Here is a 23055-nt window from a genome sequence, read left to right as displayed (position 1 = left end):
GCCGAGACGAGGAGAAGGCCGTGTCCCACAGCACGGTGCCCCGGCCGAGGGCCGAGGCGAAGACTGCGCAGACGGCCCCGGTGGCGTCCGACGACACCACCGGGCCCCCGCCCCGAGGCGGCCGGCGGGCGGGCAGGCCGAGCCTCCGCCTGAGATTCAAGCGTGACCGCGCCCTGCTCCTGATGACGCTGCCCGCGGTCCTGCTGATCCTGGTCTTCAACTACATACCGATCCTCGGCAACGTGGTCGCCTTCCAGGACTACGACCCCTACCTCAGCGAGAACGGCTTCGTCGCCATCTTCCAGAGCCCCTGGGTCGGCGTCGCGCAGTTCGAACGGATCTTCGCGGACTCGGACTTCTGGCACGCGGTGCAGAACACCTTCGTGCTGTTCTTCCTCCAGCTCGTCCTGTTCTTCCCCGTCCCGATCCTGCTCGCGCTGCTCATCAACAGCATTGTCAGGCCCCGGATCCGGGCGGTCGCCCAGGCGGTCATGTACCTCCCGCACTTCTTCTCCTGGGTCCTCGTCGTCACCGTGTTCATGCAGATCTTCGGCGGGGCGGGCGTCATCGCGCAGACCCTCCGCCAGCACGGCGTCGACGGCTTCGACCTGATGACCAACCCGGAGACCTTCAAGTACCTGGTCACGGTCGAGATGATCTGGAAGGACGCCGGCTGGGGCATCATCGTCTTTCTCGCCGCGCTGTCCTCCGTCTCCCACGACCTCTACGAGGCCGCCGCCATGGACGGCGCCGGCCGCTGGCGGCGCATGTGGCACATCACCCTGCCCGCCCTGCGCCCGGTGATCGCCCTCCTGCTGGTGCTGCGCGTCGGCGACGCCCTGACCGTCGGCTTCGAGCAACTGCTCCTGCAACGGCAGGCGGTAGGTGTCGAGGCCTCCGACGTCCTCGACACCTATGTGTGGTGGAACGGCATCCGCAACCAGGACTTCAGCTACGCCGCCGCGGCCGGACTCATCAAGGGCGTGGTCGGCCTCGCACTGGTCCTGGCCGCCAACAAGGTCGCCCATCTCATGGGCGAGCAGGGGGTGTACAAGAAATGAGCGCACTCCTCGACACAGCGGGTGAGGAGGCCCGGACCGCCGACCGGCGGGGGACGGCCGGCAGGCCGGGCCGCTGGGCCGCCCCGCCCCGCCCGGTCTGGGAGGAGGAACCCGCCAGGGCGGGACTCGCGGGCAAGGGCATCGCCCTGGGCCTCGCCTGCTTCGCGATCCTCTTCCCCCTCTGGATCGTCGTCGTCACCAGCCTCCAGACGAAGAAGACCATCGACGAGGCGGGCGGCCTGGTCGTCGTCCCCAGGAGCGTCACCTTCGTCGCCTACCAGGAACTCCTCGGCGGCGGCCAGGTGCAGCGGGCCGCGCTGGTCAGCATCGGCGTCACCCTCGTCGGCACCCTGTTCAGCATGACCGTGTCGGTCCTGTGCGCCTACGGACTCTCCCGCACGAGCTCCCTCGGCCACCGCTGGATCCTGATGACCCTGCTCGCGACGATGTTCTTCGGCGCGGGCCTGATCCCGACGTACCTCCTGGTCCAGGCCCTCGGCCTCACCGACACCTATCTCGCGCTGATCCTCCCCAGCGCGGTGAGCGTCTTCAACATCCTGGTCCTGCGGTCGTTCTTCATGGGTATCTCCCCGGAACTCATCGACAGCGCCCGCATCGACGGCGCCGGCGACTGGCGCATCCTGTGGAAGATCGTGATGCCCCTGTCGAGGGCGGTCCTCGCGGTCATCGCCCTCTTCTACGCGGTGGGCTACTGGAGCGCCTGGTTCAACGCGTCCATCTACCTCACCGACCAGGACATGATGCCGTTGCAGAACGTCATGATCCAGCTCGTCCAGAAGCAGGAACGCCCCGTCGGCCTCGCGGCCCAGATCAACACGGGCCAACTCTCCCCGCTCGCCATCCAGATGGCCGTCATGGTGATGGCCCTGCTCCCGGTCGCCGTTCTGTCGCCCTTCGTTCAGAAGCACTTCAAGAAGGGCATGCTCACCGGGGCGATCAAGGGCTGACCCGCACCGCCCGCCTGACCCCCGCCGTGTTCGGCCGTGCCTGTCACCCGGCCGAGCACGGCGGGTTCAGCAGCCGGGTGCCTTCCGGCCGAGGACCACCGGGTGCCTGTGCCGGCCGGCCTGTGTCAGCAGGTCCGGCCCCGCCGAAGGGCGCAGCCCTTCCAGGGGCGCGGGGAACTGCGCGACCGGCCACGAACGACCCGCCGTCCGCGACAGGCGGGACCCGGCAGATGAAGCGCGGCATCGGCTTCAGCTCAGTGCAGCGGTCACGCCCCCCACCCCGCCTGCTCCCCTCCCACCCGCTCCTCGACGATCTTCGAGGCCCACCCGGACGCCCGGTACGCCTTCAGCGGGTCGGGGTCCAGCCCCATCTCCTCCCGCACCTCGGCGAGCAGCGGCCGCACATCCGTGTTGTACGCGTCCATCAGCACCGCGTTCGCCTCCAGCACGTCCCCGGCCCGCTGGGCGGAGCGCAGCGCCTCCCGGTCCACCAGCAGCGCCTTCGCCGTGGCCTCCTGGACGTTCATCACCGACCGGATGATCGCCGGGATCTTCGCCTCGATGTTGTGGCACTGGTCGAGCATGAACGCGACCTCGGAAGTGAACCCGCCGCCGCGCACCACCTCGTACATGATCCGGAACAGCTGGAAGGGGTCGGCCGCGCCGACCATCAGGTCGTCGTCGGCGTAGAACCGGGAGTTGAAGTCGAACGCGCCGAGCTTCCCCTCCCGCAGCAGCGTCGCCACGATGAACTCGATGTTCGTGCCGGGCGCGTGATGGCCGGTGTCGACGACGACCTGCGCCTTCGGCCCGAGCTTCAGACAGTGCGCGTAGGCGGTGCCCCAGTCCGGGACGTCGGTCGTGTAGAACGCCGGCTCGAAGAACTTGTACTCCAGCAGCATCCGCTGCTCGTCCCCGAGCCGCTCGTACACCTCGGCCAGCCCCTCGGCCAGCCGGTCCTGCCGCTCGCGCACATCGTCCTGGCCGGGGTAGTTCGTGCCGTCCGCGAACCACAGCTTCAGATCGCGGGACCCGGTGGCGTCCATGATGTCGACGCACTCCAGCAGATGGTCGACGGCTTTGCGGCGGACCGCCGCGTCCGGGTGGCAGATGCTGCCCAGCTTGTAGTCGTCGTCCTGGAAGGTGTTGGAGTTGATCGCGCCGAGCCGCACACCCCGCTGCTCGGCGTGCTTGGCGAGCGCCGCGTAGTCGTCGACCTTGTCCCAGGGGATGTGCAGGGCCACCGTCGGGGCCACACCCGTGAACTCGTGCACCTTGCCGGCGTCGTCGAGCTTCTCCCAGGGGTTGCGCGGCACACCGGCCTGGGCGAAGACCTTGAAACGTGTTCCGGAGTTTCCGTACGCCCACGACGGCGTCTCGACGGCCTGTGTCTTGAGGGCGGCCTTCACCGCGGCGAGCTCGGTCACGTCAGGGCTCCTACCGGCTTTGATGTCTGAAACGATTCAGCACGGGAAACTATGAGCGGCTCGTCCGACTGTCAACCCCCCAGGTCAAGACCGCGGTCCGTGACCCTGTTGTGACCTCTTCTATCGAAAAATTTTCGACCGGAACCCATTGACGTGACCTGTGCGGGGTGCCTAACGTCCCGGCAACCTAGTTGAAACCTTTCACGACGCAGTGAGGGCTCGGCCCTCCGCCACCGGCGTCGTCGAGGAGCCCCCATGACAGACCGGTCCGAAACGGGTCCGGCCCCCGTACTCGCGCTGAAGGGCATCTCCAAGTCCTTCGGCGCCGTACGCGCCCTGCGGGACGTGTCCCTCGAACTGTTCCCGGGCGAGGTGCACGCACTCGCCGGTGAGAACGGAGCGGGCAAGTCGACCCTGATCAAGACGCTCGCCGGGGTGCATCGACCGGACTCCGGTCAGGTGCTCCTCGACGGAGCGCCCACGGTGTTCCACGGTCCGGCCGACGCCCGCGACGCGGGCATCGCCGTGATCTACCAGGAGCCCACGCTCTTCCCCGACCTGTCGATCGCCGAGAACATCTTCATGGGCCGCCGGCCCCGGCGCGCCCTCGGCCGGATCGATCACAAGGCCACCCACGCGGCGACCCTCGCCCTGATGCGGCGGCTCGGCGTCGAACTCGACCCCGACCGCCCGGCACGCGGCCTGTCCATCGCCGACCAGCAGATCGTCGAGATCGCCAAGGCGCTGTCCTTCGACGCCCGCGTCCTGATCATGGACGAGCCGACGGCGGCCCTCACCGGCAGCGAGGTCGCCCGTCTCTTCGGCGTCGTCCGCACCCTGCGCGAGCAGGGCTCCGCCGTCCTGTTCATCTCCCACCGTCTGGAGGAGATCTTCCAGATCTGCCGGCGGGTCACCACCCTGCGCGACGGCGCCTGGATCTCCAGCGAACCCGTCGACGGCATGACCGAGGACGACCTGGTGCGCCGCATGGTGGGCCGCGACCTGGAGGAGCTGTACCCCAAACAGGAGGTCGAGCCCGGCGAGGTCGCCCTGAGCGTGCGCCGACTGACCCGCGAGGGCGTCTTCACCGACGTCTCCTTCGACGTCCGCCGCGGCGAGATCGTCGGCCTGGCCGGCCTCGTCGGCGCCGGCCGCACCGAGGTGGCCCGGGCCGTCTTCGGCGTCGACCGCTGGGACGCGGGCGAGGTCGCCGTCGACGGGAAGCCCCTCACCAACGGGGCGCCCTCCACCGCCATGTCCGCCGGGCTCGCCCTGGTCCCCGAGGACCGCCGCGCCCAGGGCCTGGTGATGGACATGTCCATCGAACGCAACATCGGTCTCACCGGCCTCCGCACCACCGTGAAGGCCGGCCTCGTGGACCGCGGCGCCGAACGCAGCCGCTCCCTCGACTGGGCGGTCAAACTCCAGGTGAAGTACGCCCGCCTCGCGGACACCGTCAACACGCTGTCCGGCGGCAACCAGCAGAAGGTCGTCCTCGCCAAGTGGCTCGCCACCGGCCCGAAGGTGCTGATCGTCGACGAGCCCACCCGCGGCATCGACGTCGGCACCAAGGCCGAGGTGCACCGCCTCCTCAGTCAGCTCGCCGCCGACGGTGTGGCGGTCCTGATGATCTCCTCCGACCTGCCCGAGATCCTCGGCATGGCCGACCGCGTGCTCGTGATGCACGAGGGCCGGCTCACCGCCGAGATCCCTCGCTCCGAAGCCACCGAGGAAACCGTGATGGCCGCAGCCACGGGGAGGGCAGCCGCATGACGGTGACCTCCCCCGAGAACACCCCCGTCGCCGAGGTGCCGAGGTCCAGCGGCACCCGGCTCGTGGACCGCGTCTTCAAGATGCGTGAACTCGCCATCCTGGTCGTCTTCGTGGCGATGATCGTCGTCACCCAGCTCGGCAACAGCGAGTTCCTCACCGAGCAGGGCATCAAGGACCTGCTGCTCAACGCGACCATCCTGGTGCTGGTCGCCGTCGGCCAGTCCCTGGTCGTCATCACCCGCAACGTCGACCTGTCGGTCGGCTCCACGCTCGGCATCAGCGCCTTCGCCGCCGGCACCTATCTCCAGGGCGGCGGGAACGCGGTCGTGGCCGTGCTCCTCGCGGTCCTGATGGGCATCGGCTTCGGCCTGCTCAACGGCCTGCTCGTCAGCCTCGGCCAGGTGCCCGCCCTCGTCGTCACCCTCGGCACGCTGTACATCATCCGCGGCATCGACTCGATCTGGGTCGGCTCCCGGCAGATCGTCGCCTCCGGCCTGCCCGACGGGTTCATCGACTTCGGCTCCGGCGGCATCCTCGCGGTGCCCTACCTCGCCCTGATCGCAGCTGTGGTCCTGGTGGCGACGGCCTACTACCTGAAGCACTTCGGCAGCGGCCGCGAGCTGTACGCGCTCGGCTCCAACCCGGAGGCCGCCCGACTCGCCGGCATCCCCGTCCGCAAGCGGATCCTGGTCGCCTACACCTTCTGCGGCGCCCTCGCCGGCCTCGCGGGGGCCCTCTACCTGGCCCGCTTCGGCAACGTCGACTCCGGCACGGGCACCGGGTACGAACTGACCGTCGTCAGCGCGGTCGTGGTCGGCGGTGTCGTCTTCACCGGCGGCTCCGGCAGCGTCTACGGGGCCGCGCTCGGCGCCCTGCTGCTGACGTCCATCAACAGCGTCCTGCCCGCCCTCGGCGTCAGCTCGGTGTGGGTGCTCGCCATCAACGGCGTCCTGCTCATCCTCGCCATCGCCGTGGACCGCGTGGTCGCGCTGCGGGTGGCGACCGCCCTGAAGAAGAGGAGCGCCCGCCATGGCTGACCCCACGTCCTCGCACGCGAGCCGCTGGTCCGCCCTGAAGCGGTGGGACTCCGCCGTCGGCGCCCTCCTGATCGTCGTGCTCCTGCTGTCCTTCTCCACCGTCGACGGCTTCGGCAACGCGCTCAACCTGTCGTTCCTCATCGGCAACACCCTGCCGATCGCGCTGATCGCCCTGCCGATGACCCTGCTCGTGGTGTCCGGTGAGATCGACCTGTCGGTCGCCTCCACGGCCGGCCTGTCCGGCGCGGTCATGGGCGCCCTGTGGAACCAGGGCATGACCATCGAGACGATCATCCCGATCTGTCTGGCCCTCGGCGTGGTCTGCGGACTGATCAACGGCCTGCTGGTCACCCGACTCGGCCTGTCCTCCCTCGCCGTCACCATCGGCACCCTCGCCGCCTACCGGGGCGTCGCGCAGATCGTGCTCGGCTCCAACTCGGTGACCGACTTCCCCGCGCAGTACCTGGACTTCGCGGCCGGCCGCATCGGCGACAGCTTCGTCCCGCAGGCCCTCCTCCCCTTCCTGGTGCTGCTCGTCATCGCCGTGATCGCCCTGCACGCCACCCCGTTCGGGCGGTCCCTGTTCGCGATCGGCGCCAGCGAGGAGGCCGCGCGCTTCACCGGCATCCGCGTCAAGCGCCAGAAGCTGATCCTGTTCACCGTCACCGGTCTGATGGCCTCCCTCACCGGCGTCTTCTGGGCCCTGCACTACGCCAGCGCCCGCTACGACAACGCCACCGGGCTCGAACTGTCCGTCATCGCGGCCGTGCTGCTCGGCGGCATCGACTTCGACGGCGGCAAGGGCACCCTCGGCGGCGCGATCGCCGGAGTGTTCCTCCTCGGCACCCTCCAGAACGTGATGAGCCTCCAGGACGTCTCCGCCCAGTCGCAGATCGTCGTCACCGGTGTCCTGCTCGTCCTCTCCGTGCTCGGCCCCCGGGTCGCACGCCAGATCTCCGTCGCGAGGGCCGGCCGCGGCGCGGCCTCAGCGCCGGTTCCCAAGGCGCCCACTCCAGCCCCCTGACGGCTGGGCCCCCACCGCCGATTCCGCACCGCACACCCGCCCGTCCCTCCGTATCCAAGGAATCCTCATGCGCAAGGCAACCCTCCGTCGCTCCTGTGCGGCGCTCGCGGCCGTCACCTCCTTCGCCCTGGCGGCCACCGCCTGCGGCGGCACCACCAAGGAGGACGTCAAGAACGACGCCGCCTCGGCGAGCGCGACCGGCAAGGCCGACCCGAACGCCGAGCTGAAGAAGGGCCTGACGGTCGGCTTCCTGCCCAAGCAGGTCAACAACCCGTACTTCACCTCCGCCGACAAGGGCGGCGAGGAGGCCCTCAAGGAGCTGGGCTCCAGCTACAAGGAGGTCGGCCCCTCCAGCGCCACCGACACCTCCGGCCAGGTGAACTACGTCAACACCCTCACCCAGCAGCAGGTCGACGCCATGGCCGTCTCCGCGCAGGACCCGGGCGCCCTGTGCACCGCCCTCAAGCAGGCCATGACCAACGACATCAAGGTCGTCACCTACGACTCCGACACCAAGCCCGAGTGCCGCAACGCCTTCGTCTCGCAGGCCAGCGCCGAGGACCTGGGCCGCACCGAGGTCCAGCTGCTCGCCGAACAGATCGGCTACAAGGGCGAGATCGCGATCCTGTCGGCCGCGCAGACCGCGACCAACCAGAACACCTGGATCGAGTTCATGAAGGACGAGCTCAAGCAGGACAAGTACAAGAACATCAAGCTCGTCAAGGTCGCCTACGGTGACGACGACGCCCAGAAGTCCTTCCAGCAGACCCAGGGCCTGCTCCAGGAGTACCCGAACCTGAAGGGGATCATCTCCCCGACCACGGTCGGCATCAAGGCCGCCGCCCAGTACCTGTCGGGCTCCAAGTACAAGGGCAAGGTCAAGCTGACCGGCCTCGGCACCCCCAACGACATGCGCAAGTACGTCAAGGACGGCACCGTCGAGGGCTTCGAGCTGTGGGACCCGGCGAAGCTCGGCGAGCTGGCCGCCCGCACCGCGGTCGCGCTGGTCTCCGGCCAGATCACCGGCAAGGAGGGCGAGACCTTCACCGCCGGCGGCATGGGCGAGTACACCATCGGCAAGGACGGTGTGATCAACCTCGGCAAGCCCACCGTCTTCACCAAGGAGAACATCGACAAGTTCGACTTCTGATCCCCGAAGCCGAGTCGACGCCACCCCCTCACCCCCCAGGAGCGGTAACTCATGCAGCGCGTCTGCTTTCTGCTCAAGGTCCGCCAGGACCGGATCGACGAGTACCGCGAGCGGCACGCCGCCGTGTGGCCGGAGATGCTCGCAGCGCTCTCGGCCACCGGCTGGCACAACTACTCCCTCTTCCTGCGCGACGACGGCCTCCTCGTCGGCTACCTGGAGACCGAGGACTTCCGGGCCGCCCTCGCCGGTATGGAGGCCACCGAGGTCAACGCCCGCTGGCAGAACGAGATGGGACCCTTCTTCGAGTCCCTCGACGGCGCCCGCCCCGACGAGGCCATGAAGCCCCTCACCGAGGTGTTCCACCTGGCCTGAGCCCTCGGCTCGCCCCGCCGCTCCCCGCCACCCCTCCCCATTTCGCACGACAACGGAGTCCCCGAGATGAAGAGACGTACCGTGCTCGGCGCCGCCCTCGCAGGCGCCGTGGTGACCCCCGCCCTAGGCGCCGCCACCGCCCGCGCCGCCGGCCCGGGCCCCTCAGTCAGCCAGACCGGCACCACCCTGCTGGACAGCCAGGCCATCTACTTCGTCTCGTACGACGGGCTGGTCAACAACAACGCGTTCCAGAAGAACGGCCTGCTGACCTACAAGGGCCACCAGTACGCCGTCTGGTACACCGCCGACCGCAACGCCGTCGTCGGCCGCCGCGCCGTCGGCTCCGGCACCTGGTCCACCGTCAAGGTCGGCCACACCCTGCGCTACAACGACTCCCACAACGTCATCTCCATGGGCGTCTCCAAGGTCGACGGCCGCCTCCACCTCAACATGGACTCCCACAGCGACGGCTTCACCTACGTCAAGTCCGTCGCCGGCCTCATGGACAACCCGGCCGGTCTGAGCTGGACCACGAGCCGCTTCGGCGCCCCCCAGTCCACCCTCGACGGGCTCGCCCTCACCTCGCAGTTCACCTACCCGCAGTTCCTCTCGACACCCGACGGCAAGCTCCAACTCAGCTACCGCGCCGGTATCTCCGGCAACGGCCGCAACGCCCTCGCCGAGTACGACGGCACGTCCTGGACCAACCTCGGCGAGTGGAGCAGCTCCACCGGCACGTACACCAGCGAGCACGGCTCCTCCACCGCCCGCAACATGTATCTGCACGGCATCGACTACGACAGGAACGGCCGGCTGCACTCCTTCTTCACCTGGCGCGAGCAGAACGGCGCCGTGATGTGCAACGGCGGCGGCATCACCAACCACGACACCGGCTACGTCTACTCCGACGACCGCGGCCGCACCTGGCGCACCAACGCGGGCACCGTCGTCGGCACCACCGGCGGCTCCGACAAGGTCGCCGTCACCGACTCCGGGCTCGTCGTCGACCCGCTCAACCCGGACCACTCGCTGATGAACCAGGAGAGCCAGTTCACCGACTCCGCCGGCCGCCCGCACGCGATCATCAGCTACGTCCCCGGCCGCTTCGGCCAGTGCACGACGAACTACGTCGCCGACCGCACCGCCAACGGCCGCGCCTTCCATGTCCGCAGGAACGCCTCCGGAACCTGGCAGAAGACCGAGATCCCCGTCGCCCTCGGCTCCAGCCAGCGCACCAAGCTCGCGCTGGACAAGTACGACAACGCCTACGCGATCCTGCCCTTCGGCCGGATATGGGGAGCGTCCGCCGCCTCCGGGTACACCGACTGGAAGTCGCTGTTCGACCCCAGTGCTCTCAACGCCTTCGGTGAGGTCGTCATCGACGAGACCCGGATCGGACAGGACAATGTCCTGTCCGTGATGTACCAGGTGAAGTCCAGCGGAACCACGCCGTCGGCGCTCCGCGTCATCGACTTCGCCCTCCCCGCCTGAATCCCGTACGACGGGGCGTTCCCGCCTCCGACGCGGCCATTCCTGTGGTGGCCCGAAGGTAATGTGAACGTATGCCCGCCGCTTCGCACCTTCCTGGAGGTCCCCACCCCATGGCCCAGTCGGTGGGTATCAAGGACGTCGCCGCTGCCGCCGGAGTCTCCGTCGGCACGGTGTCGAACGTCATCAACCGGCCGGATTCGGTGGCCTCCGGAACCCGGGCCCGGGTGCTCGCCGCGATCGACCGCCTCGGCTACGTCCGCAGCGAGTCGGCGCGCCAGCTGCGGGCCGGGCGGAGCCGCATCATGGGGCTGCTCGTGCTCGACATGGGCAACCCCTTCTTCGTCGACGTCGCGCGCGGTGCCGAGCGGGCCGCGCGCGACGCCGGGCTCGGCGTGATGGTCTGCAACAGCGCGCAGAGCGCCGGCGAGGAGTCCGAGTACCTGTCGCTCTTCGCCGAACAGCGCGTCCGGGGTGTCCTGCTGACGCCCGCCGACGCGACCGGACGCAACATCGAGGCGTTCCGTCGCCACGGCATCCCCTTCGTCCTCGTCGACCGTGTCGCCGAGGGCACCACCGAGTGCTCGGTCTCCGTCGACGACGTCGCCGGCGGCGCGCTCGCCGTACGGCACCTGGTGGACGCGGGCCACCGCTCCATCGCCTACGTCAGCGGCCCCTCGGGCCTCAACCAGGTCCGCGACCGCCGCACCGGCGCCCTGAAGGCGCTGGAGGAGGCGGGCCTCGGCCCGGACTCCCTGCGGGAACTGCCGACCGAGCGTCTCGACGTGGCCGCGGGCCGGGACGCCGGCGCCCGTCTCCTCGGCCTGGCCGACCGCCCGACCGCCGTGTTCTGCGCCAACGACCTGCTCGCCCTCGGCGTCCTCCAGGCCATGTACGCGGCCGGCGTCAGCGTCCCCGACGACCTCGCCATCGTCGGCTACGACGACATCGAGTTCGCCGCCGCGGCCGCCGTCCCCCTCACCTCCGTGCGCCAGCCCGCCGTCACCATGGGCGCCCTCGCCGCCGAACTGCTCCTGGAGGAGACCGAGGCCGACACCGCGCCGACCGCGCACGAACACCGGCGGGTCGTCCTCCAACCGGAGCTGGTGGTGCGCCGCTCCAGCCTCTCGGCGCGCTGACCGGCCGGCCCACGGGGCGCTCAGCCGACGGAGCGCCGTCACCGCCGCCCGTACTGACCGGGAAGTCAGCGACCTGACCCGGAACAGATCGGGATCTTCTTGATCCACGGGCTCGGCGGGGCGGAGAATCCGTTCTGGACCGGATCACGGTCCGGAATACGTCCGCCCAAGGAGCCCTGTTGTCCGTCAGCTACCGGCAGCCCGGTGTCGTCCTCACCGACCGCCGCTTCAGCGTCCCCCTCGACCACCACGACCCGGCGGGGGAGCGGATCGAGCTGTACGGGCGTGAGGTCGTCGCGGGCGACAAGGCCGGCCAGGACCTGCCGTGGCTGCTCTATCTCCAGGGCGGCCCCGGCTTCGGCGCCAACCGCTTCGTCGGCCGCCAGGCATGGCTCGGCCGGGCCCTGAAGGAGTACCGGGTCCTGCTCCTCGACCAGCGCGGCACCGGCGCCTCCACCCCGGCCAACCGCCAGACGCTCCCCCTGCNNGCAGGCCGACTACCTCGCCCGCTTCCGCGCCGACTCCATCGTCCGCGACTGCGAGGCCATCCGCCGTGAGGTCACCGGCGGCGCCCCCTGGACCGTCCTCGGCCAGAGCTTCGGCGGCTTCTGCGCGGTCACCTATCTGTCCTTCGCCCCCGAAGGGCTGAGCGCCGCCCTCATCACCGGCGGACTGCCCTCCCTCGACGCGACCGCCGACGACGTCTACCACGCCGCCTACCCGCGCATCGAACGCAAGGTCGCCGCCCACTACGCCCGCTACCCGCAGGACGTCGAGCGGGCCCGCCGGATCGCCGAGCACCTCCTCCAGCACGAGGTGGTGCTGCCGAACGGCTACCGGTTCACCGTCGAGGCGTTCCAGTCGCTGGGCATCATGCTCGGCCGCTCCGACGGCAGCCACCGGCTGCACTTCCTGCTGGAGGACGCCTTCGTGCGCACCCCGCAGGGCCCCGCCCTCGCCGACGCCTTCCAGGAGGAGGTCCAGGGACTGCTGTCGTACGCCGGCCACCCGCTGTACGCGCTCCTCCACGAGGCGATCTACGGCCAGGACCCCGGCCCCACCGACTGGGCCGCCGAGCGGGTGCGGGCGCGGTTCCCGCAGTTCGACGCCGCCAAGACCCTCACCGGTGAGGGACCGCTGCTGTTCACGGGCGAGTCCGTGCACCCCTGGATGTTCGACAACGACCCCGCCCTGCGGCCCCTGCGCGAGACGGCCGATGACCTGGCGGGGGAGCGGGGCTGGGCACCGCTGTACGACCCGGACCGGCTCGCCGTGAACGAGGTGCCGGTCGCCGCCGCGATCTACCACGACGACATGTACGTGGACACCGCCCACTCGCTTCAGACGGCCCGGGCCGTCCGGGGCCTGCGTACCTGGGTCACCGACGAGTTCGAACACGACGGTGTACGGGCCGGTGGGCCGAGGGTCCTGGACCGGCTGCTGGCGCTGGCGCGCGACGAGGAGTGACGATGACCGACGCACCGACCGACGTTCTCCTGCCACTGCCCGACGACTGGCGGCGCGCCCTCGCGGTGGTGGCCCACCCGGACGACCTCGAGTACGGCTGCGCGGCGGCGATCGCCGCCTGGACCGACGCCGGACGCGAGGTGGCGTACGTCCTGGCCACCCGTGGCGAGGCCGGCATCGACACCCTGGAGCCCGCGCGGTGCGGTCCGCTGCGCGAGCGGGAGCAGCGAGCCGGCGCGGCCGTCGTGGGTGTCCCGGTGGTGGAGTTCCTCGACCATCGGGACGGTGTCATCGAGTACGGCACCGCCCTGCGCCGGGACATCGCCGCCGCGATCCGCAGACACCGCCCTGAACTGGTGATCACCCTGAACCACCGCGACACCTGGGGCGGCACCGTCTGGAACACCCCCGACCATGTCGCGGTGGGCCGCGCCACCCTGGACGCCGCCGGCGACGCCGGGAACCGCTGGATCTTCCCCGACCTCGTCGAGCAGGGCCTGGAGCCGTGGGACGGCGTCCGCTGGGTGGCCGTCGCCGGCTCCCCGCACCCCACCCATGCCGTCGACGCGACGCCCGGCCTCGACCGCGCCGTCGCCTCCCTCCTCGAACACCGCACCTACCTGGAGACGTTGACCGACCAGGACCCCGAGACCTACGCCCGGGACTTCCTCACCGGGCATGCCCGGGCGGCGGGCGAACGCTTCGGCGGGACCCCGGCCGTGGCCTTCGAGGTGTTCCCCCGCTGAACGGCGCGCCCGGCCCCGGTCGGGCGTCGTTAGGGTGAGCCGTATGGAACGACCATCCGGTGATGTGCTCAAACCGAAGGCCCCGCGAGACCCGCAGAACACACAGGACCCGCCCGCCGGGCAGGACCCGCCCGCCCCGCACGACCTGCGGGCCGACTGCGGCAACTGCTTCGGGCTGTGCTGTGTGGCGCTGCCCTTCGCCGCCTCGGCGGACTTCGCCGTCGACAAGGCCGCGGGCAAGCCCTGCGGGAACCTCCGGGACGACTTCCGCTGCGGCATCCACACCCGACTGCGGGACGAGGGCTTCACGGGCTGCACCGTCTACGACTGCTTCGGCGCCGGACAGAAGGTCTCCCAGGTCACCTTCGGAGGCCGGGACTGGCGCTCGGGCGGCCGCGAGCACGCCCGGCTGATGTTCGACGTGTTCCCGGTCGTACGGCATCTGCACGAACTCCTCTGGTACCTGACCGAGGCCCTGACGCTGCCCGCCGCCCGCCCGGCGCACGCGGAGGTCCGCAGGGCGCTCGACGAGACCGAGCGGCTGACCCGTTGCACCGCCGAGGAACTGGCCGAGCTGGATGTCGCAGCGCACCGGCAGCGCGTCAACGAGGTGCTGCTGAAGGTCAGCGACCTCATGCGGGCCGGCGCGGGACGCGCGAAGAACCGCAGGGGAGCCGACCTGATGGGCGCGCGACTGAAGGGCGCCGACCTCCGGAAGGCCAATCTGCGCGGCGCCTATCTGATAGCCGCCGACCTGACCGGCGCCGATCTGCGGGGCGCCGACCTCATCGGTGCGGACCTGCGCGACACGGACCTCACCGACGCCGACCTGACTGGCGCCTTCTTCCTCACCCAGCCGCAGATCAACGCGGCCCGGGGCAGCGCCGGCACCCGGCTCCCGGCGTCAGTCACCCGCCCCGGTCACTGGGCAGCGTGACGGGGACGCGCCCGCCTGCGCGCCCTCGACCGCGCCCTCGACCGCGCCTTCGGCGCCCGGGCCCGGCGCGGTGTCCACGGCCTCGGGCCGGGGCTGCCCTGAGCGCCGCTCCAGGCCCAACCGCAGCCCCTGCGGCATCAGCGTCAGCCGCTCGGTGACGCTCAGCCGGTACGCCGGGTCCGGTCGCAGCTCGTAACGGCGCAGCAGCAGCCCCAGCACCAGAGTGGCCTCGTGCAGCGCGAACTGGCGGCCGATGCAGGCCCGTGCCCCCGTGCCGAACGGCTTGTAGGTGTGCGGGGGCCGGGCGCGGACGGCCGCCGCGTCGAACCGGTCCGGGTCGAACGTCTCGGCGTCGGCGCCCCACACCTGCGGATCTCGGTGCAGCATCGTCGTCAGCACCAGCGCCCAGCCGCCGCGCCGCACCGGATGGGCACCTCCGAGCACGGTGTCCTCCAGGGCCTCCCGCGAGTAGGCGGGCGCCGTCGGCCACAGCCGCAGCGTCTCGTCGAGCACCCGGCGTACGTAGCGCAGCTTGGCGACCTGGTCGTAGCCGGGCCGGGGCGTGTCGCCCCAGACCCGGTCCACCTCGGCGCGGGCGCGCGCGGCGAGTTCGGGGCGCCGGGCGAGGTAGTGCAGGGCGAACGACAGGGCGCCCGAGGTGGTCTCGTGCCCGGCGATCAGGAAGGTGAGGACCTGGCGCCGCACGTTCGTGGCGGACAGCCGCTCGCCGGTCTCCGGACGCGCGGTCTCCAGCATCCGGTCGAGCAGGTCCCCGGCGCCCCCGCCACCGCCCCCGGACGACCGGCGTGCATGCACCACCGCGTCGACCGTGTCGTTCAGGAACGCCATGTCCACCGCGTTCTGCCGGGAGGCGGCCCGCAGCAGCAGCGGGGCCAGCGGGTCGGGGACGACATTGCGGCGCTGGGCGTAGGCGAGGACGCCGACCATCGCGGAGACGAAGGGGTGGGGGCGGTCCCGCTCGAAGGAGCCGAAGTCATGGCCGAAGCCGGTCCTGGCGATCGTCTCCAGGGTCAGCTTGGTCATGTCGCCGGGCACGTCCACGGGCCGCCCGGCCGCACCCGCCCGGTCCCAGTGGTCCATCAGCCGTTCGGTGACGTCGAGCATCATCGGGTGGTACCCGGCCATGGCCTCCCGGCTGAAACCGGGCGCCAGGACGTCGTGGGCGAGCTGCCAGTTGGGCTCGTCGTTGTACGCCGTGAACAGCCCGTCCCCTGCGACCGGCCGCAGATTGGCGACCCCCAGCCCCACATGCTTGGCGAACCGCGACTCGTCCGCCATGTCGGCCGCGAGAGCCGCGCCGCCCACGAAGACGATCTCCTTGCCGAACGCCTTCCGCCGGAAGATCGGCCCGAGCCGCCGGCCGAGCCGCATGGAGTCCTGGACCGGCGTACGGGGGTGGGAGCCGAGGGCGTCGCCGATCAGGGGCAGCCGGTGCGGCGGATGCGGTATCCGGTGCAGCTCGGGCCAGCCCAGCTCCGCGCTGCGGAAGCCCCTGGAGGCCGTGGTCCCCGTCGTCGCCGTCATGGCACCGTCTGCCTCGTGCGCAGGCCCCGTCGACACTGTTGTACTCGGGTTCAATAACGCGCTCAGTCTCGACCTGTTGTTGAACTCACGTCAAGTAAGGTGACGCCATGGCAGCCAAGCAGGGGGAGCGTCCGCGGCGCCGGCTCAGCACCACCGAGCGACGCGAGCAACTCCTCGACGTCGGGGCCCGGCTGTTCTCGGAGAGTCCGTACGGCGACGTGTGGATCGAGCAGGTGGCCGAGATCGCGGGTGTCTCGCGGGGGCTGCTCTACCACTACTTCCCGAACAAGCGGGAGTTCTTCGCGGCCGTGGTGGAGTGCGAGAGCGAGCGGATGCTGCGCACGATGACCCCGGCGCCGGGCAGTTCGGCCCGCGAGCGGCTCACCAACGGGCTCGACGTCTTCCTCGCGTACGTCGACGAGCATCCCCACGGCTTCCGCGCCTTCCACCGTGCCGACGCCACCGGCGACCAGGTCGTGCGCAGGGCCTACCAGCGGGCGCTCGCGGCCCAGGAGGCGCAGATCCTCCAGGCGCTCGCCTCGGACGCGGAGTTCGGGGCGGCGCTGGACGGGCGCCCCGGCACCCGGCTCGCCGTACGGGGGTGGCTGTCGTTCACCACGGCCGTCTGTCTGGAGTGGCTGCGGGGCTCGGAGCTGTCACGGGAGCAGGTGCGGGACCTGTGTGTGCGGGCGCTGTTCGGGGTGCTCGCTCCCTGACCCGAGGGCCACGTCATGCCGGGCCCACGCCTTGCACGGTGTCTGTGAGTCGGCGCCGTCTGTCCTGAAGTTCTGTCCTGAAGTTCCCGTGGATCGGCTGGTGCTGGTTGGCGTTCGCCCGGATCTTCGATAGGTTAGGCAAGGCTTACCTAAGGGAGGTTTGGGATGGGTGACCGTCACACCTGGACGGCCGCGCCCGCCGCGGCGGAGCGTGCCCGTTCGGTGCTCGCGGCGGCGTGGTCCTGCGCGGTGACCGCCGTGGGCGGCCGCGAGGAGTTCGTCGGCGCGCACACCGTCACCGAGGACGGCCGGGTGATCCTGCGCGTCCCCGAGGACAGCACGCTCATGGCCGCCGCGATCTGCGCGCCGCGCGGCGAGCCGTCCGCCGTGCTGGAGTTCGCCGACGTCGCGCCCGTCCCGGTGCGGGGCCGCATCCGGGTCCGGCTGTGGCTCGCCGGCTGGTTCGCGCCCGAGGACGGCGACCTGGAGTTCCGGCCCACCCGGATCGTGCTGCGTGAGCCGTCCGGCGCCGTCGTCGTCGACCTCGACGACTTCGCCGCCGCGGCGCCCGATCCGCTGGCCACGGCCGAGGCGAGGCTGCTGACCCACCTCGCCGACGCCCACCCCGACGCCGTCGAGCGGCTCACCCGGCTCGTCCCGCACGACAGCCTGCACGGCGCCGTACGCGTCCAGCCGCTCGCCGTCGACCGCCACGGCCTCACCCTGCGCGTCGAACGGGCCCGCACCGACGGCGACGTACGCCTGACGTTCCACAAACCCGCCGACGACATGGCGCAGCTCACCGAGCGCATGCACGTCCTGCTGTCCCAGGCGAGCGCCGCGTCCTGCCCCCGCGCCCTACAGCGGCAGCGCGCAGACGGCGACGGGTGACGCGAACGGCTCACCCGTCCGCCGCAGTGCACCGGAGTCCGGATCGACCCGGAAGACACTGACCGCGCTCGACCGCTGGAGCGCGGCGAACAGCAGACCGCCGTCGGGGGAGAGGGCGATCTGACGGGGGAACTCCCCACCCACCGGCACCGTGTCCACCAGTCGCAGCCGGGCACCCCCCGCCTCGACCGCGTACCGCGTCAGACTGTCGTGCCCCCGGTTGGCGAGATGGGCGTGCGCGCCGTTCGGCGTCACCACCAGTTGCGCCGGGTAGTTCGTGCCCGACCCCGTCCCCGTGGACTGGGGCGCGCCCGGTGTGAGCCGGCCGCTGTCCGGGTCGTAGGCGCAGACCACCACCGTGTCGTCGACCTCGTTCGCCAGGTACGCGTACCGGCCGCCCGGATGGAACGTGAGGTGCCGGGGCCCCGCTCCCGGCCGGGTCCGCGCCCGTGCGACCTCGCTCAGCGTGCCGCGCCTGTCGTCGAGGCGGTACGTGTACACCGTGTCGGTGCCCAGATCGACGGCGAGGACATGACCGCCGTCGGGGCTCGTGACGACCTGGTGCGCGTGCGGCCCCTGCTGCCCCGGCCCCGGCGCCGGGCTGCTGTGCACGACCAGGTCCGTACGCTCGCCGAGGGCGCCCGACGGCTCGACGGGGTGCACGGCGACACTGCCCGTGCCGTAGTTCGCGCTGAACAGCCACCGTCCGCCGGGGTGCACCGAGAGATGGCAGGGGGCCTCGCCGCCGCTGCTCCGGGTGGAGAGGACCTTCCGGTCGGACAGGCGTACCGCGGTCACCCCGCCCTCGGCGCGCTCGTTCACCGCGTACAGCGTCCGGCCGTCCGGGTGAACCGCCAGATATGACGGGTCGGCCACACCGTCGATCGTCCCCCGGCCCGTGATCCGGCCGCTCCGGGTGTCGTACTCCGCCACGCCTACGCCGGTGCCGCCGCCCTCCGCCGAGGTGTACGTACCGAGGAACAACGGCCTCGGGCCGGTGGGAGTGGGGGACACCGAGGGGGAACCGGCCTCCGCCGCCGGGGCGCTCACCGAGGTGCTCACCGACGGCGCGGACGACGAGGGCGACGAGGAGCCGGTGGTCCCCTCGGACCCGGAGCATCCCGCCAGTGACGCCGGTACGGCCGTCGCCGCCAGCATGCCCAGCACACGGCGCCTGCTCCAGGCACCGGGCTCCCGCCCCGCCTCACTCGTCATCCGTCGCACCCCAGGTCTCGCCCGTCCCGTCCGAACCCCACCTTGACGGCTCCGAGCGGCCCGACGCAAAACCCGAAGGCGGGCGTTGCACGCCATGCAACGCCCGCCGTCGAGGACTGCACGAGCCTGTGGTTCCGTCCGGTCGCGGCCGCGGGGTCGGTACCGGCCCCGCGCGGGCCGAGGGCGCCGGGCTGCGCTGCGGCGCCGGGCGGGCCGAGGGCGCCGCGCGGGCCGAGGGCGTGGCGCCGGGCGGGCCTGCGGCGGGCGCGAACGGTCGTTACCAGTCGCCGTCCTGGATCGGCCTGCCCGGTGCGTCACCGAGGGGCTTGATCTGGCCGGGGGCGGGCGGCTGCCAGGGATCGAGGTCGGTGCCGAGCCAGTCGCCGACCGGCTTGACCGCGCCGAGCGCGTCGGCGGGCTCGACGTCGTGCCCGTCCTGGTCGTAGTAGTCGAACCAGGGGAGCCCCGCGTTCGTGTAGGCCGCGCGGTCCACCGGCGACGGCGGCGGGGCCTCACCGGTGATCCGGCGCCACTCGGGCGGGGTGACGAGGTGCACGAAGACCCGGCCGGCCGGCTGCTCCGCCCAGCTGCCGCGCGGCCAGGTGTCCTGGTAGACCTCCTGGCGCATCGAACCGCCGACACCGAGCCCCATCGCGGCCGGCGCCCGCGGTGGCACCGCCGCACGGGCCGCGGGCGCGGCACCCGGCGCCGCGAACGCCATCGGGCTGCCGCCCGGCGCCGGCGGAGGCAGGGGCGCGCCACCGGGTGGCGCGGCCATGGGCGCGGGCATCGGGGCGGCGCCCGGCGGCGGCATCGGGACCGGGCCGCCGTAGCCGCCGACAGGGCCGAAGTTCCGCTCCCGCGCGGCCCGCTGCCGCTCCGCCTCCCGCCAGACGGCGAGCTGGGTGTCGTTCAGCGGGAACGACTGCAGCTGCACCCCGCCGAACACCTCCTCGCCGGTGACCTGCCCCTCGACGGTCGCGCCGAGCCCCAGCGGGACGGCGACGAACTGGCGGACCGTGCCCTTCCCGGAGTTGATGCCGTCGAGCCACGGCTGACGCGGCAGCACCACGTAGTTCTGCGGCTTCCGGCTGAGCCGGTTGCTCCACGGCTCGCCCGACACCGCGCACACCTTGCCGACGCCGACCTGGAGCGCGGCCGGCTCCAGGGAACCGCCGAAGTGCAGCCACATCGCCTCGCGCAGATACACGGGGAGCATGACCCCGCCGCGCGCCCGCATCTCCTCGGGAGCCGTGTGCGGATAGTCCTCGACCCGGCGGATCGGGAAGTCGCCCAGACCGGGCGGAAGCTGGTGCGTACCCGTCTCGGGCAGGCGCAGCGTGCGGATGAAGCGCACCCGCACACCACCCGGAAGGTGAAGTGTCGTCCCGTCGATCCGCACGGTGCCGTCGGCCATTCCGTACGCTCCCCTCGTCATCGCGTCGTGCCTTGTGACTTAGTACGTCCGACGGGGCCGGAGCGGTTCCGCCGGGAGGGCAGCGCGGTGCGCAGGCGGTCGCGCAGACCGGTGAGGCGCGGGGCGCGCTCACGCTGCTCACGGGTGCAGCGGTCGAGTTCCTCCAGCAGCCGCTGGGAGCGGTGCTGGGTGTCCAGCTCGTCCAGTATGCGGTTGACCTCGGTCAGCACGGCGCCGTACAGCTGCCACTCGCTGGGGTCGCGCCGGACGTCCTCCAGCAGCAGTTGCGCGAGCTTGTCGCGGGTCGTGGCGGCCGTGGACAGCTCGGCGGCGAGGCGGTCCTCCGCGGACTCGGCGCTGCGGCTGACGTCGGTGGTGACGAGGACCGCGAAGCTGACCACCGCGTCACCGATCTCGCCGAGCAGCCGTTCGAGGGTCGCCCCCACCTCGGCGGAGAACAGCGGGCTGGGCTCCCGTTCACGGGCCAGGTCGGTGAGGGTGCGGGCCAGCACGCGCAGCACCACCGTGCAGATCTCCAGAGTGTCGAGGCCGGTACGCAGCACGACCCGGTGCAGCAGCCCTTCCCGGACCCGCGGATTGAGCTTCAGGCTGTCCTCGGCCTGCTTGAGGGCCGCGTCGACCTCGACGATGTCGAAGTCGAGCTCACGTGCCTCGTGCAGCCGGGCCGCCGCCACCTCGAAGGCGGGGCGGCCCGCGGCCTCCTCACCGACGCGGTTCATCAGCCGCCGCATACGGCGGGCCAGGTCCTCGATGGACTCGCCGGCCGCCTCCACCCACACCGGGGGAGCGAGCAGCAGATTGAAGGCGAGTCCGACGACGGCGCCGATCAGTGTCTCCAGGACCCGGGTCCACGCCGTGTCCCCGACGCTGGTCACCCCGAGCACCAGCATCGCGCTGATCGCCACCTCGGGCACGTACTCGCTGACCCGGACCAGATGGCCGACGGCCAGTGAGGCGAGGATAAGCAGGGCGAGGCTCCACCAGGTCAGACCGACGACCGCGCTGAAGCCGATGGCGACGACGACACCGGCGACCACCGAGTTCACCCGCCGGATGCCGTTGGTGAGCGTGGCGTAGAGGGTGACCTGGACGACGAGGAGCGCGGTCAGCGGTGCCGTCAGCGGCGCCGGTGACGTGCTGAACCAGAGCGCCACCGCGTAGGCGACCGATGCGGCCGCTGCCGACCGCACGGACTGCACGACCACCGGATCCTGTCGCCACCGGGCCACCTTTGTGTGCATCAGGGCCCATACACCACGTACGTCTCGCATCCTTGCGCTGTTCCCCTTGCCGGTACACCGAACTCCTGACCGAGGACCCTAATCACCGGAACGATTCGGCAGGAGGAGGGGGCGGCCCCCGCGTGTACTGCGGTTTCACCCCGCGGGCGTACCGGGGCCCCTCCGGCGGCGGGCGGTTCAGGCGTACAGCTTGTCCAGGAAGGCGCTCAGATGGCCGACCGTCCGGGCGATCTGCTCCTCCGTGGTGAGGCTCTCCTCGAATCGGCTGCCCGAGTCGAGGGCCTTCCTGCCGCGTACGTAGAGGGAACAGGCCAGGTCGGCGCACATGTACACCCCCACCGAGTTGCCCTCGCGGCCGGCCGCGCCCGTCTTCCGGGCCGTCATCAGCGAGACCCCGCCGCCCCGGTGCGTCGTCAGGCACAGGGAGCACATGCTGCGGTGCAGGAGGCCGCGCCGGGCGGAGGGGAACCGCAGGGTGACCCCCACGGGCCGGCCTTCGCGTTCGGCGACGAGGTAGCTGCGGTCGGGCGCGCCGGGATCCCGCCAGCCGAGGAAGTCCAGGTCGTCCCAGGGGCGTTCGTCCAGGTCGCGAGGGAGGGAGATGCGCTTCGCCTCGCCCTTGGAGCAGTTGATGAACGAGCTGCGGATCTCCTGCTCGGTGAGCGGCTTCATGGCGGTCCTCCGGAAGGGGCTGCGGGGCAAGGGCTTCAATGCCTCAAACCTAGGGGTACTAGGTTCTGGCCTAAGGTACTCAGACTTCCGGGGAGGGGCCAACGGATTTCGCCGTCGAGGCGGCGGCGGGCGGCCACGCCCCGGGGGTCAGGGCGCCGAGGGCGTAGGCGCGGGCCACCAGTTCGGTGCGGCCCGTGGCGGACCAGCGCGCGGACAGGCTGCGCAGGTGGTAATTGACGCCGTCGACGGTGAGGCCGGTCTCCCGCGCGGCCCGCGGCGTGGTGGCGCCGCCCGCCAGCAGCGCCCGGACGCGGGCCTCGGTCGGGCTCGCCGGGGGAGCGGCGGGCCGCTCCGCGGCCTGGGCCGCCTCGCCCAGCACCCGGACCAGGACCAGCAGCGAGGGGGTGGTGTCCGGGTCGTCACTGAGGGGGCCAGCCGTCAGCTCCCCGTGCCGGCGCACCCCGTCCGCGCGTCCCACCGCACGGACACCGGACAGCGCGACCGGTGCCGCAGGCGCAGCGCCTGGGCGATGCGTTCGACCTGCGTCGCCTCCTGCGGACGGAACAGCTCCAGCACGTCCCGACCGCACAGCCGGCCCGGCGTCGCACCCCACTTCGTGGCCATCGCCGGATTCGCCAGGATCCCCCGGCCGTACACGTCGCGCACCGCCGTCGGCAGCGGGATGCGGTCGAAGAGGGCCTTGGCGCGGTTCCGCCGCACGACGCCGTCACCGGACAGTCCCCCGCCC

20 protein-coding genes and 2 pseudogenes are annotated in these 23055 nt (G+C 71.5%); 15 read left to right on the top strand and 7 right to left on the bottom strand.

Annotated features, from left to right (window positions below):
* Positions 1-20: 20 nt before the first annotated feature.
* Together AOK15_RS05790 and AOK15_RS05785 are read left to right on the top strand one after the other, a co-directional pair.
* Positions 21-1061 (top strand): ABC transporter permease, encoded by a 1041-nt coding sequence (locus AOK15_RS05790; protein WP_055513462.1) that lies wholly within the window; start codon positions 21-23, stop codon positions 1059-1061.
* The gene (locus tag AOK15_RS05785) at positions 1058-2029 is read left to right on the top strand and encodes a carbohydrate ABC transporter permease (protein ID WP_055513460.1); all 972 of its coding nucleotides are present in this window, start codon (positions 1058-1060) and stop codon (positions 2027-2029) included. Before AOK15_RS05790 ends, AOK15_RS05785 begins: the two co-directional genes overlap by 4 nt.
* Before the next feature lie 266 nt (positions 2030-2295).
* On the opposite strand, the gene rhaI is transcribed toward AOK15_RS05785, so the two are convergent.
* Entirely contained in the window at positions 2296-3456 is a 1161-nt protein-coding gene (gene rhaI / locus AOK15_RS05780; RefSeq protein ID WP_055513458.1) for an L-rhamnose isomerase, read from the bottom strand.
* A gap of 255 nt (positions 3457-3711) precedes the next feature.
* On the opposite strand from rhaI, the gene AOK15_RS05775 reads away from it, so the two are divergent.
* From AOK15_RS05775 to AOK15_RS05730, 11 genes and pseudogenes are all read left to right on the top strand, one after another.
* Positions 3712-5229 carry a sugar ABC transporter ATP-binding protein gene (locus AOK15_RS05775; RefSeq protein WP_055513456.1) on the top strand — a complete coding sequence of 506 codons (1518 nt, stop codon included), beginning with the start codon at positions 3712-3714 and terminating at the stop codon, positions 5227-5229.
* The gene (locus tag AOK15_RS05770; RefSeq protein ID WP_055513454.1) at positions 5226-6266 is read left to right on the top strand and encodes an ABC transporter permease; all 1041 of its coding nucleotides are present in this window, start codon (positions 5226-5228) and stop codon (positions 6264-6266) included. Before AOK15_RS05775 ends, AOK15_RS05770 begins: the two co-directional genes overlap by 4 nt.
* Complete coding sequence (locus AOK15_RS05765) at positions 6259-7290, top strand: ABC transporter permease (protein WP_055513452.1); 1032 nt, start codon at positions 6259-6261, stop codon at positions 7288-7290. The genes AOK15_RS05770 and AOK15_RS05765 overlap by 8 nt, the downstream gene beginning before the upstream one ends.
* Before the next feature lie 67 nt (positions 7291-7357).
* Positions 7358-8440: a rhamnose ABC transporter substrate-binding protein gene (rhaS, locus tag AOK15_RS05760; protein ID WP_055513450.1), complete on the top strand. Its 1083-nt coding sequence runs from the start codon at positions 7358-7360 to the stop codon at positions 8438-8440.
* Between the two features lie 51 nt (positions 8441-8491).
* Positions 8492-8812, top strand: coding sequence for an L-rhamnose mutarotase (locus tag AOK15_RS05755; protein WP_055513448.1), 321 nt, complete (start codon positions 8492-8494; stop codon positions 8810-8812).
* 66 nt (positions 8813-8878) lie between these two features.
* A complete protein-coding gene (locus tag AOK15_RS05750) occupies positions 8879-10303 on the top strand; it encodes a BNR repeat-containing protein (protein WP_055513446.1) in 1425 nt (474 codons plus the stop codon).
* 110 nt (positions 10304-10413) lie between these two features.
* A complete protein-coding gene (locus AOK15_RS05745; RefSeq protein WP_055513444.1) occupies positions 10414-11439 on the top strand; it encodes a LacI family DNA-binding transcriptional regulator in 1026 nt (341 codons plus the stop codon).
* 179 nt (positions 11440-11618) lie between these two features.
* A pseudogene (locus tag AOK15_RS46545) lies at positions 11619-11925 on the top strand (alpha/beta hydrolase); the annotation flags it as partial.
* Between the two features lie 2 nt (positions 11926-11927).
* Positions 11928-12906 (top strand): alpha/beta fold hydrolase (locus AOK15_RS44850; RefSeq protein ID WP_240508315.1); only part of this gene is annotated, 979 nt, incomplete at its 5' end.
* Positions 12907-12908: 2 nt separating this feature from the next.
* Positions 12909-13652, top strand: a complete 744-nt coding sequence (locus AOK15_RS05735; protein WP_055513441.1) for a PIG-L deacetylase family protein — start codon at positions 12909-12911, stop codon at positions 13650-13652.
* A gap of 43 nt (positions 13653-13695) precedes the next feature.
* On the top strand, positions 13696-14589 hold the full coding sequence (locus tag AOK15_RS05730; protein WP_079058323.1) for a pentapeptide repeat-containing protein: 894 nt from the start codon (positions 13696-13698) through the stop codon (positions 14587-14589).
* Here AOK15_RS05730 and AOK15_RS05725 read toward each other — a convergent pair.
* Positions 14557-16134, bottom strand: coding sequence for a cytochrome P450 (locus tag AOK15_RS05725; protein WP_055513439.1), 1578 nt, complete (start codon positions 16132-16134; stop codon positions 14557-14559). The genes AOK15_RS05730 and AOK15_RS05725 overlap by 33 nt on opposite strands.
* Positions 16135-16241: 107 nt before the next feature.
* On the opposite strand from AOK15_RS05725, the gene AOK15_RS05720 reads away from it, so the two are divergent.
* Together AOK15_RS05720 and AOK15_RS05715 are read left to right on the top strand one after the other, a co-directional pair.
* Positions 16242-16850 carry a TetR/AcrR family transcriptional regulator gene (locus AOK15_RS05720; RefSeq protein ID WP_055513437.1) on the top strand — a complete coding sequence of 203 codons (609 nt, stop codon included), beginning with the start codon at positions 16242-16244 and terminating at the stop codon, positions 16848-16850.
* A gap of 165 nt (positions 16851-17015) precedes the next feature.
* On the top strand, positions 17016-17741 hold the full coding sequence (locus AOK15_RS05715; RefSeq protein WP_055513436.1) for a DUF2470 domain-containing protein: 726 nt from the start codon (positions 17016-17018) through the stop codon (positions 17739-17741).
* On the opposite strand, the gene AOK15_RS05710 is transcribed toward AOK15_RS05715, so the two are convergent.
* The 5 genes and pseudogenes from AOK15_RS05710 to AOK15_RS05690 form a co-directional block, all read right to left on the bottom strand.
* Positions 17709-18956, bottom strand: a complete 1248-nt coding sequence (locus tag AOK15_RS05710) for a lactonase family protein (protein WP_055513434.1) — start codon at positions 18954-18956, stop codon at positions 17709-17711. The genes AOK15_RS05715 and AOK15_RS05710 overlap by 33 nt on opposite strands.
* A gap of 277 nt (positions 18957-19233) precedes the next feature.
* Positions 19234-20373, bottom strand: a complete 1140-nt coding sequence (locus AOK15_RS05705; protein WP_055513432.1) for a hypothetical protein — start codon at positions 20371-20373, stop codon at positions 19234-19236.
* A gap of 17 nt (positions 20374-20390) precedes the next feature.
* Positions 20391-21665, bottom strand: a complete 1275-nt coding sequence (locus AOK15_RS05700) for an FUSC family protein (RefSeq protein ID WP_055513430.1) — start codon at positions 21663-21665, stop codon at positions 20391-20393.
* A gap of 147 nt (positions 21666-21812) precedes the next feature.
* A complete protein-coding gene (locus AOK15_RS05695) occupies positions 21813-22307 on the bottom strand; it encodes an FBP domain-containing protein (protein ID WP_055513429.1) in 495 nt (164 codons plus the stop codon).
* Between the two features lie 79 nt (positions 22308-22386).
* Positions 22387-23045 (bottom strand): annotated as a pseudogene (locus AOK15_RS05690) (PAS domain-containing protein).
* Between the last annotated feature and the right edge of the window lie 10 nt (positions 23046-23055).

Origin of the sequence: Streptomyces ossamyceticus, from assembly GCF_001418475.1 — a bacterium.
GTDB lineage: Bacteria > Actinomycetota > Actinomycetes > Streptomycetales > Streptomycetaceae > Streptomyces > Streptomyces ossamyceticus.
Note: the sequence above shows the minus strand (reverse complement) of the source record. Positions and strands in the feature narration are given on the sequence as shown.

What these genes read in the sequence shown, in the direction of transcription:
- AOK15_RS05725 (WP_055513439.1), bottom strand. Translation starts at nt 16,134, where the DNA reads ATGACGGCGACGACGGGGACCACGGCCTCCAGGGGCTTCCGCAGCGCG.
- AOK15_RS05775 (WP_055513456.1), top strand. Translation starts at nt 3,712, where the DNA reads ATGACAGACCGGTCCGAAACGGGTCCGGCCCCCGTACTCGCGCTGAAG.
- AOK15_RS05785 (WP_055513460.1), top strand. Translation starts at nt 1,058, where the DNA reads ATGAGCGCACTCCTCGACACAGCGGGTGAGGAGGCCCGGACCGCCGAC.
- AOK15_RS05705 (WP_055513432.1), bottom strand. Translation starts at nt 20,373, where the DNA reads ATGGCCGACGGCACCGTGCGGATCGACGGGACGACACTTCACCTTCCG.
- AOK15_RS05735 (WP_055513441.1), top strand. Translation starts at nt 12,909, where the DNA reads ATGACCGACGCACCGACCGACGTTCTCCTGCCACTGCCCGACGACTGG.
- AOK15_RS05695 (WP_055513429.1), bottom strand. Translation starts at nt 22,307, where the DNA reads ATGAAGCCGCTCACCGAGCAGGAGATCCGCAGCTCGTTCATCAACTGC.
- rhaS (WP_055513450.1), top strand. Translation starts at nt 7,358, where the DNA reads ATGCGCAAGGCAACCCTCCGTCGCTCCTGTGCGGCGCTCGCGGCCGTC.
- AOK15_RS05710 (WP_055513434.1), bottom strand. Translation starts at nt 18,956, where the DNA reads ATGACGAGTGAGGCGGGGCGGGAGCCCGGTGCCTGGAGCAGGCGCCGT.
- AOK15_RS05770 (WP_055513454.1), top strand. Translation starts at nt 5,226, where the DNA reads ATGACGGTGACCTCCCCCGAGAACACCCCCGTCGCCGAGGTGCCGAGG.
- AOK15_RS05700 (WP_055513430.1), bottom strand. Translation starts at nt 21,665, where the DNA reads ATGCGAGACGTACGTGGTGTATGGGCCCTGATGCACACAAAGGTGGCC.
- AOK15_RS05730 (WP_079058323.1), top strand. Translation starts at nt 13,696, where the DNA reads ATGGAACGACCATCCGGTGATGTGCTCAAACCGAAGGCCCCGCGAGAC.
- AOK15_RS05765 (WP_055513452.1), top strand. Translation starts at nt 6,259, where the DNA reads ATGGCTGACCCCACGTCCTCGCACGCGAGCCGCTGGTCCGCCCTGAAG.
- AOK15_RS05755 (WP_055513448.1), top strand. Translation starts at nt 8,492, where the DNA reads ATGCAGCGCGTCTGCTTTCTGCTCAAGGTCCGCCAGGACCGGATCGAC.
- AOK15_RS05720 (WP_055513437.1), top strand. Translation starts at nt 16,242, where the DNA reads ATGGCAGCCAAGCAGGGGGAGCGTCCGCGGCGCCGGCTCAGCACCACC.
- AOK15_RS05745 (WP_055513444.1), top strand. Translation starts at nt 10,414, where the DNA reads ATGGCCCAGTCGGTGGGTATCAAGGACGTCGCCGCTGCCGCCGGAGTC.
- AOK15_RS05750 (WP_055513446.1), top strand. Translation starts at nt 8,879, where the DNA reads ATGAAGAGACGTACCGTGCTCGGCGCCGCCCTCGCAGGCGCCGTGGTG.
- AOK15_RS05715 (WP_055513436.1), top strand. Translation starts at nt 17,016, where the DNA reads ATGGGTGACCGTCACACCTGGACGGCCGCGCCCGCCGCGGCGGAGCGT.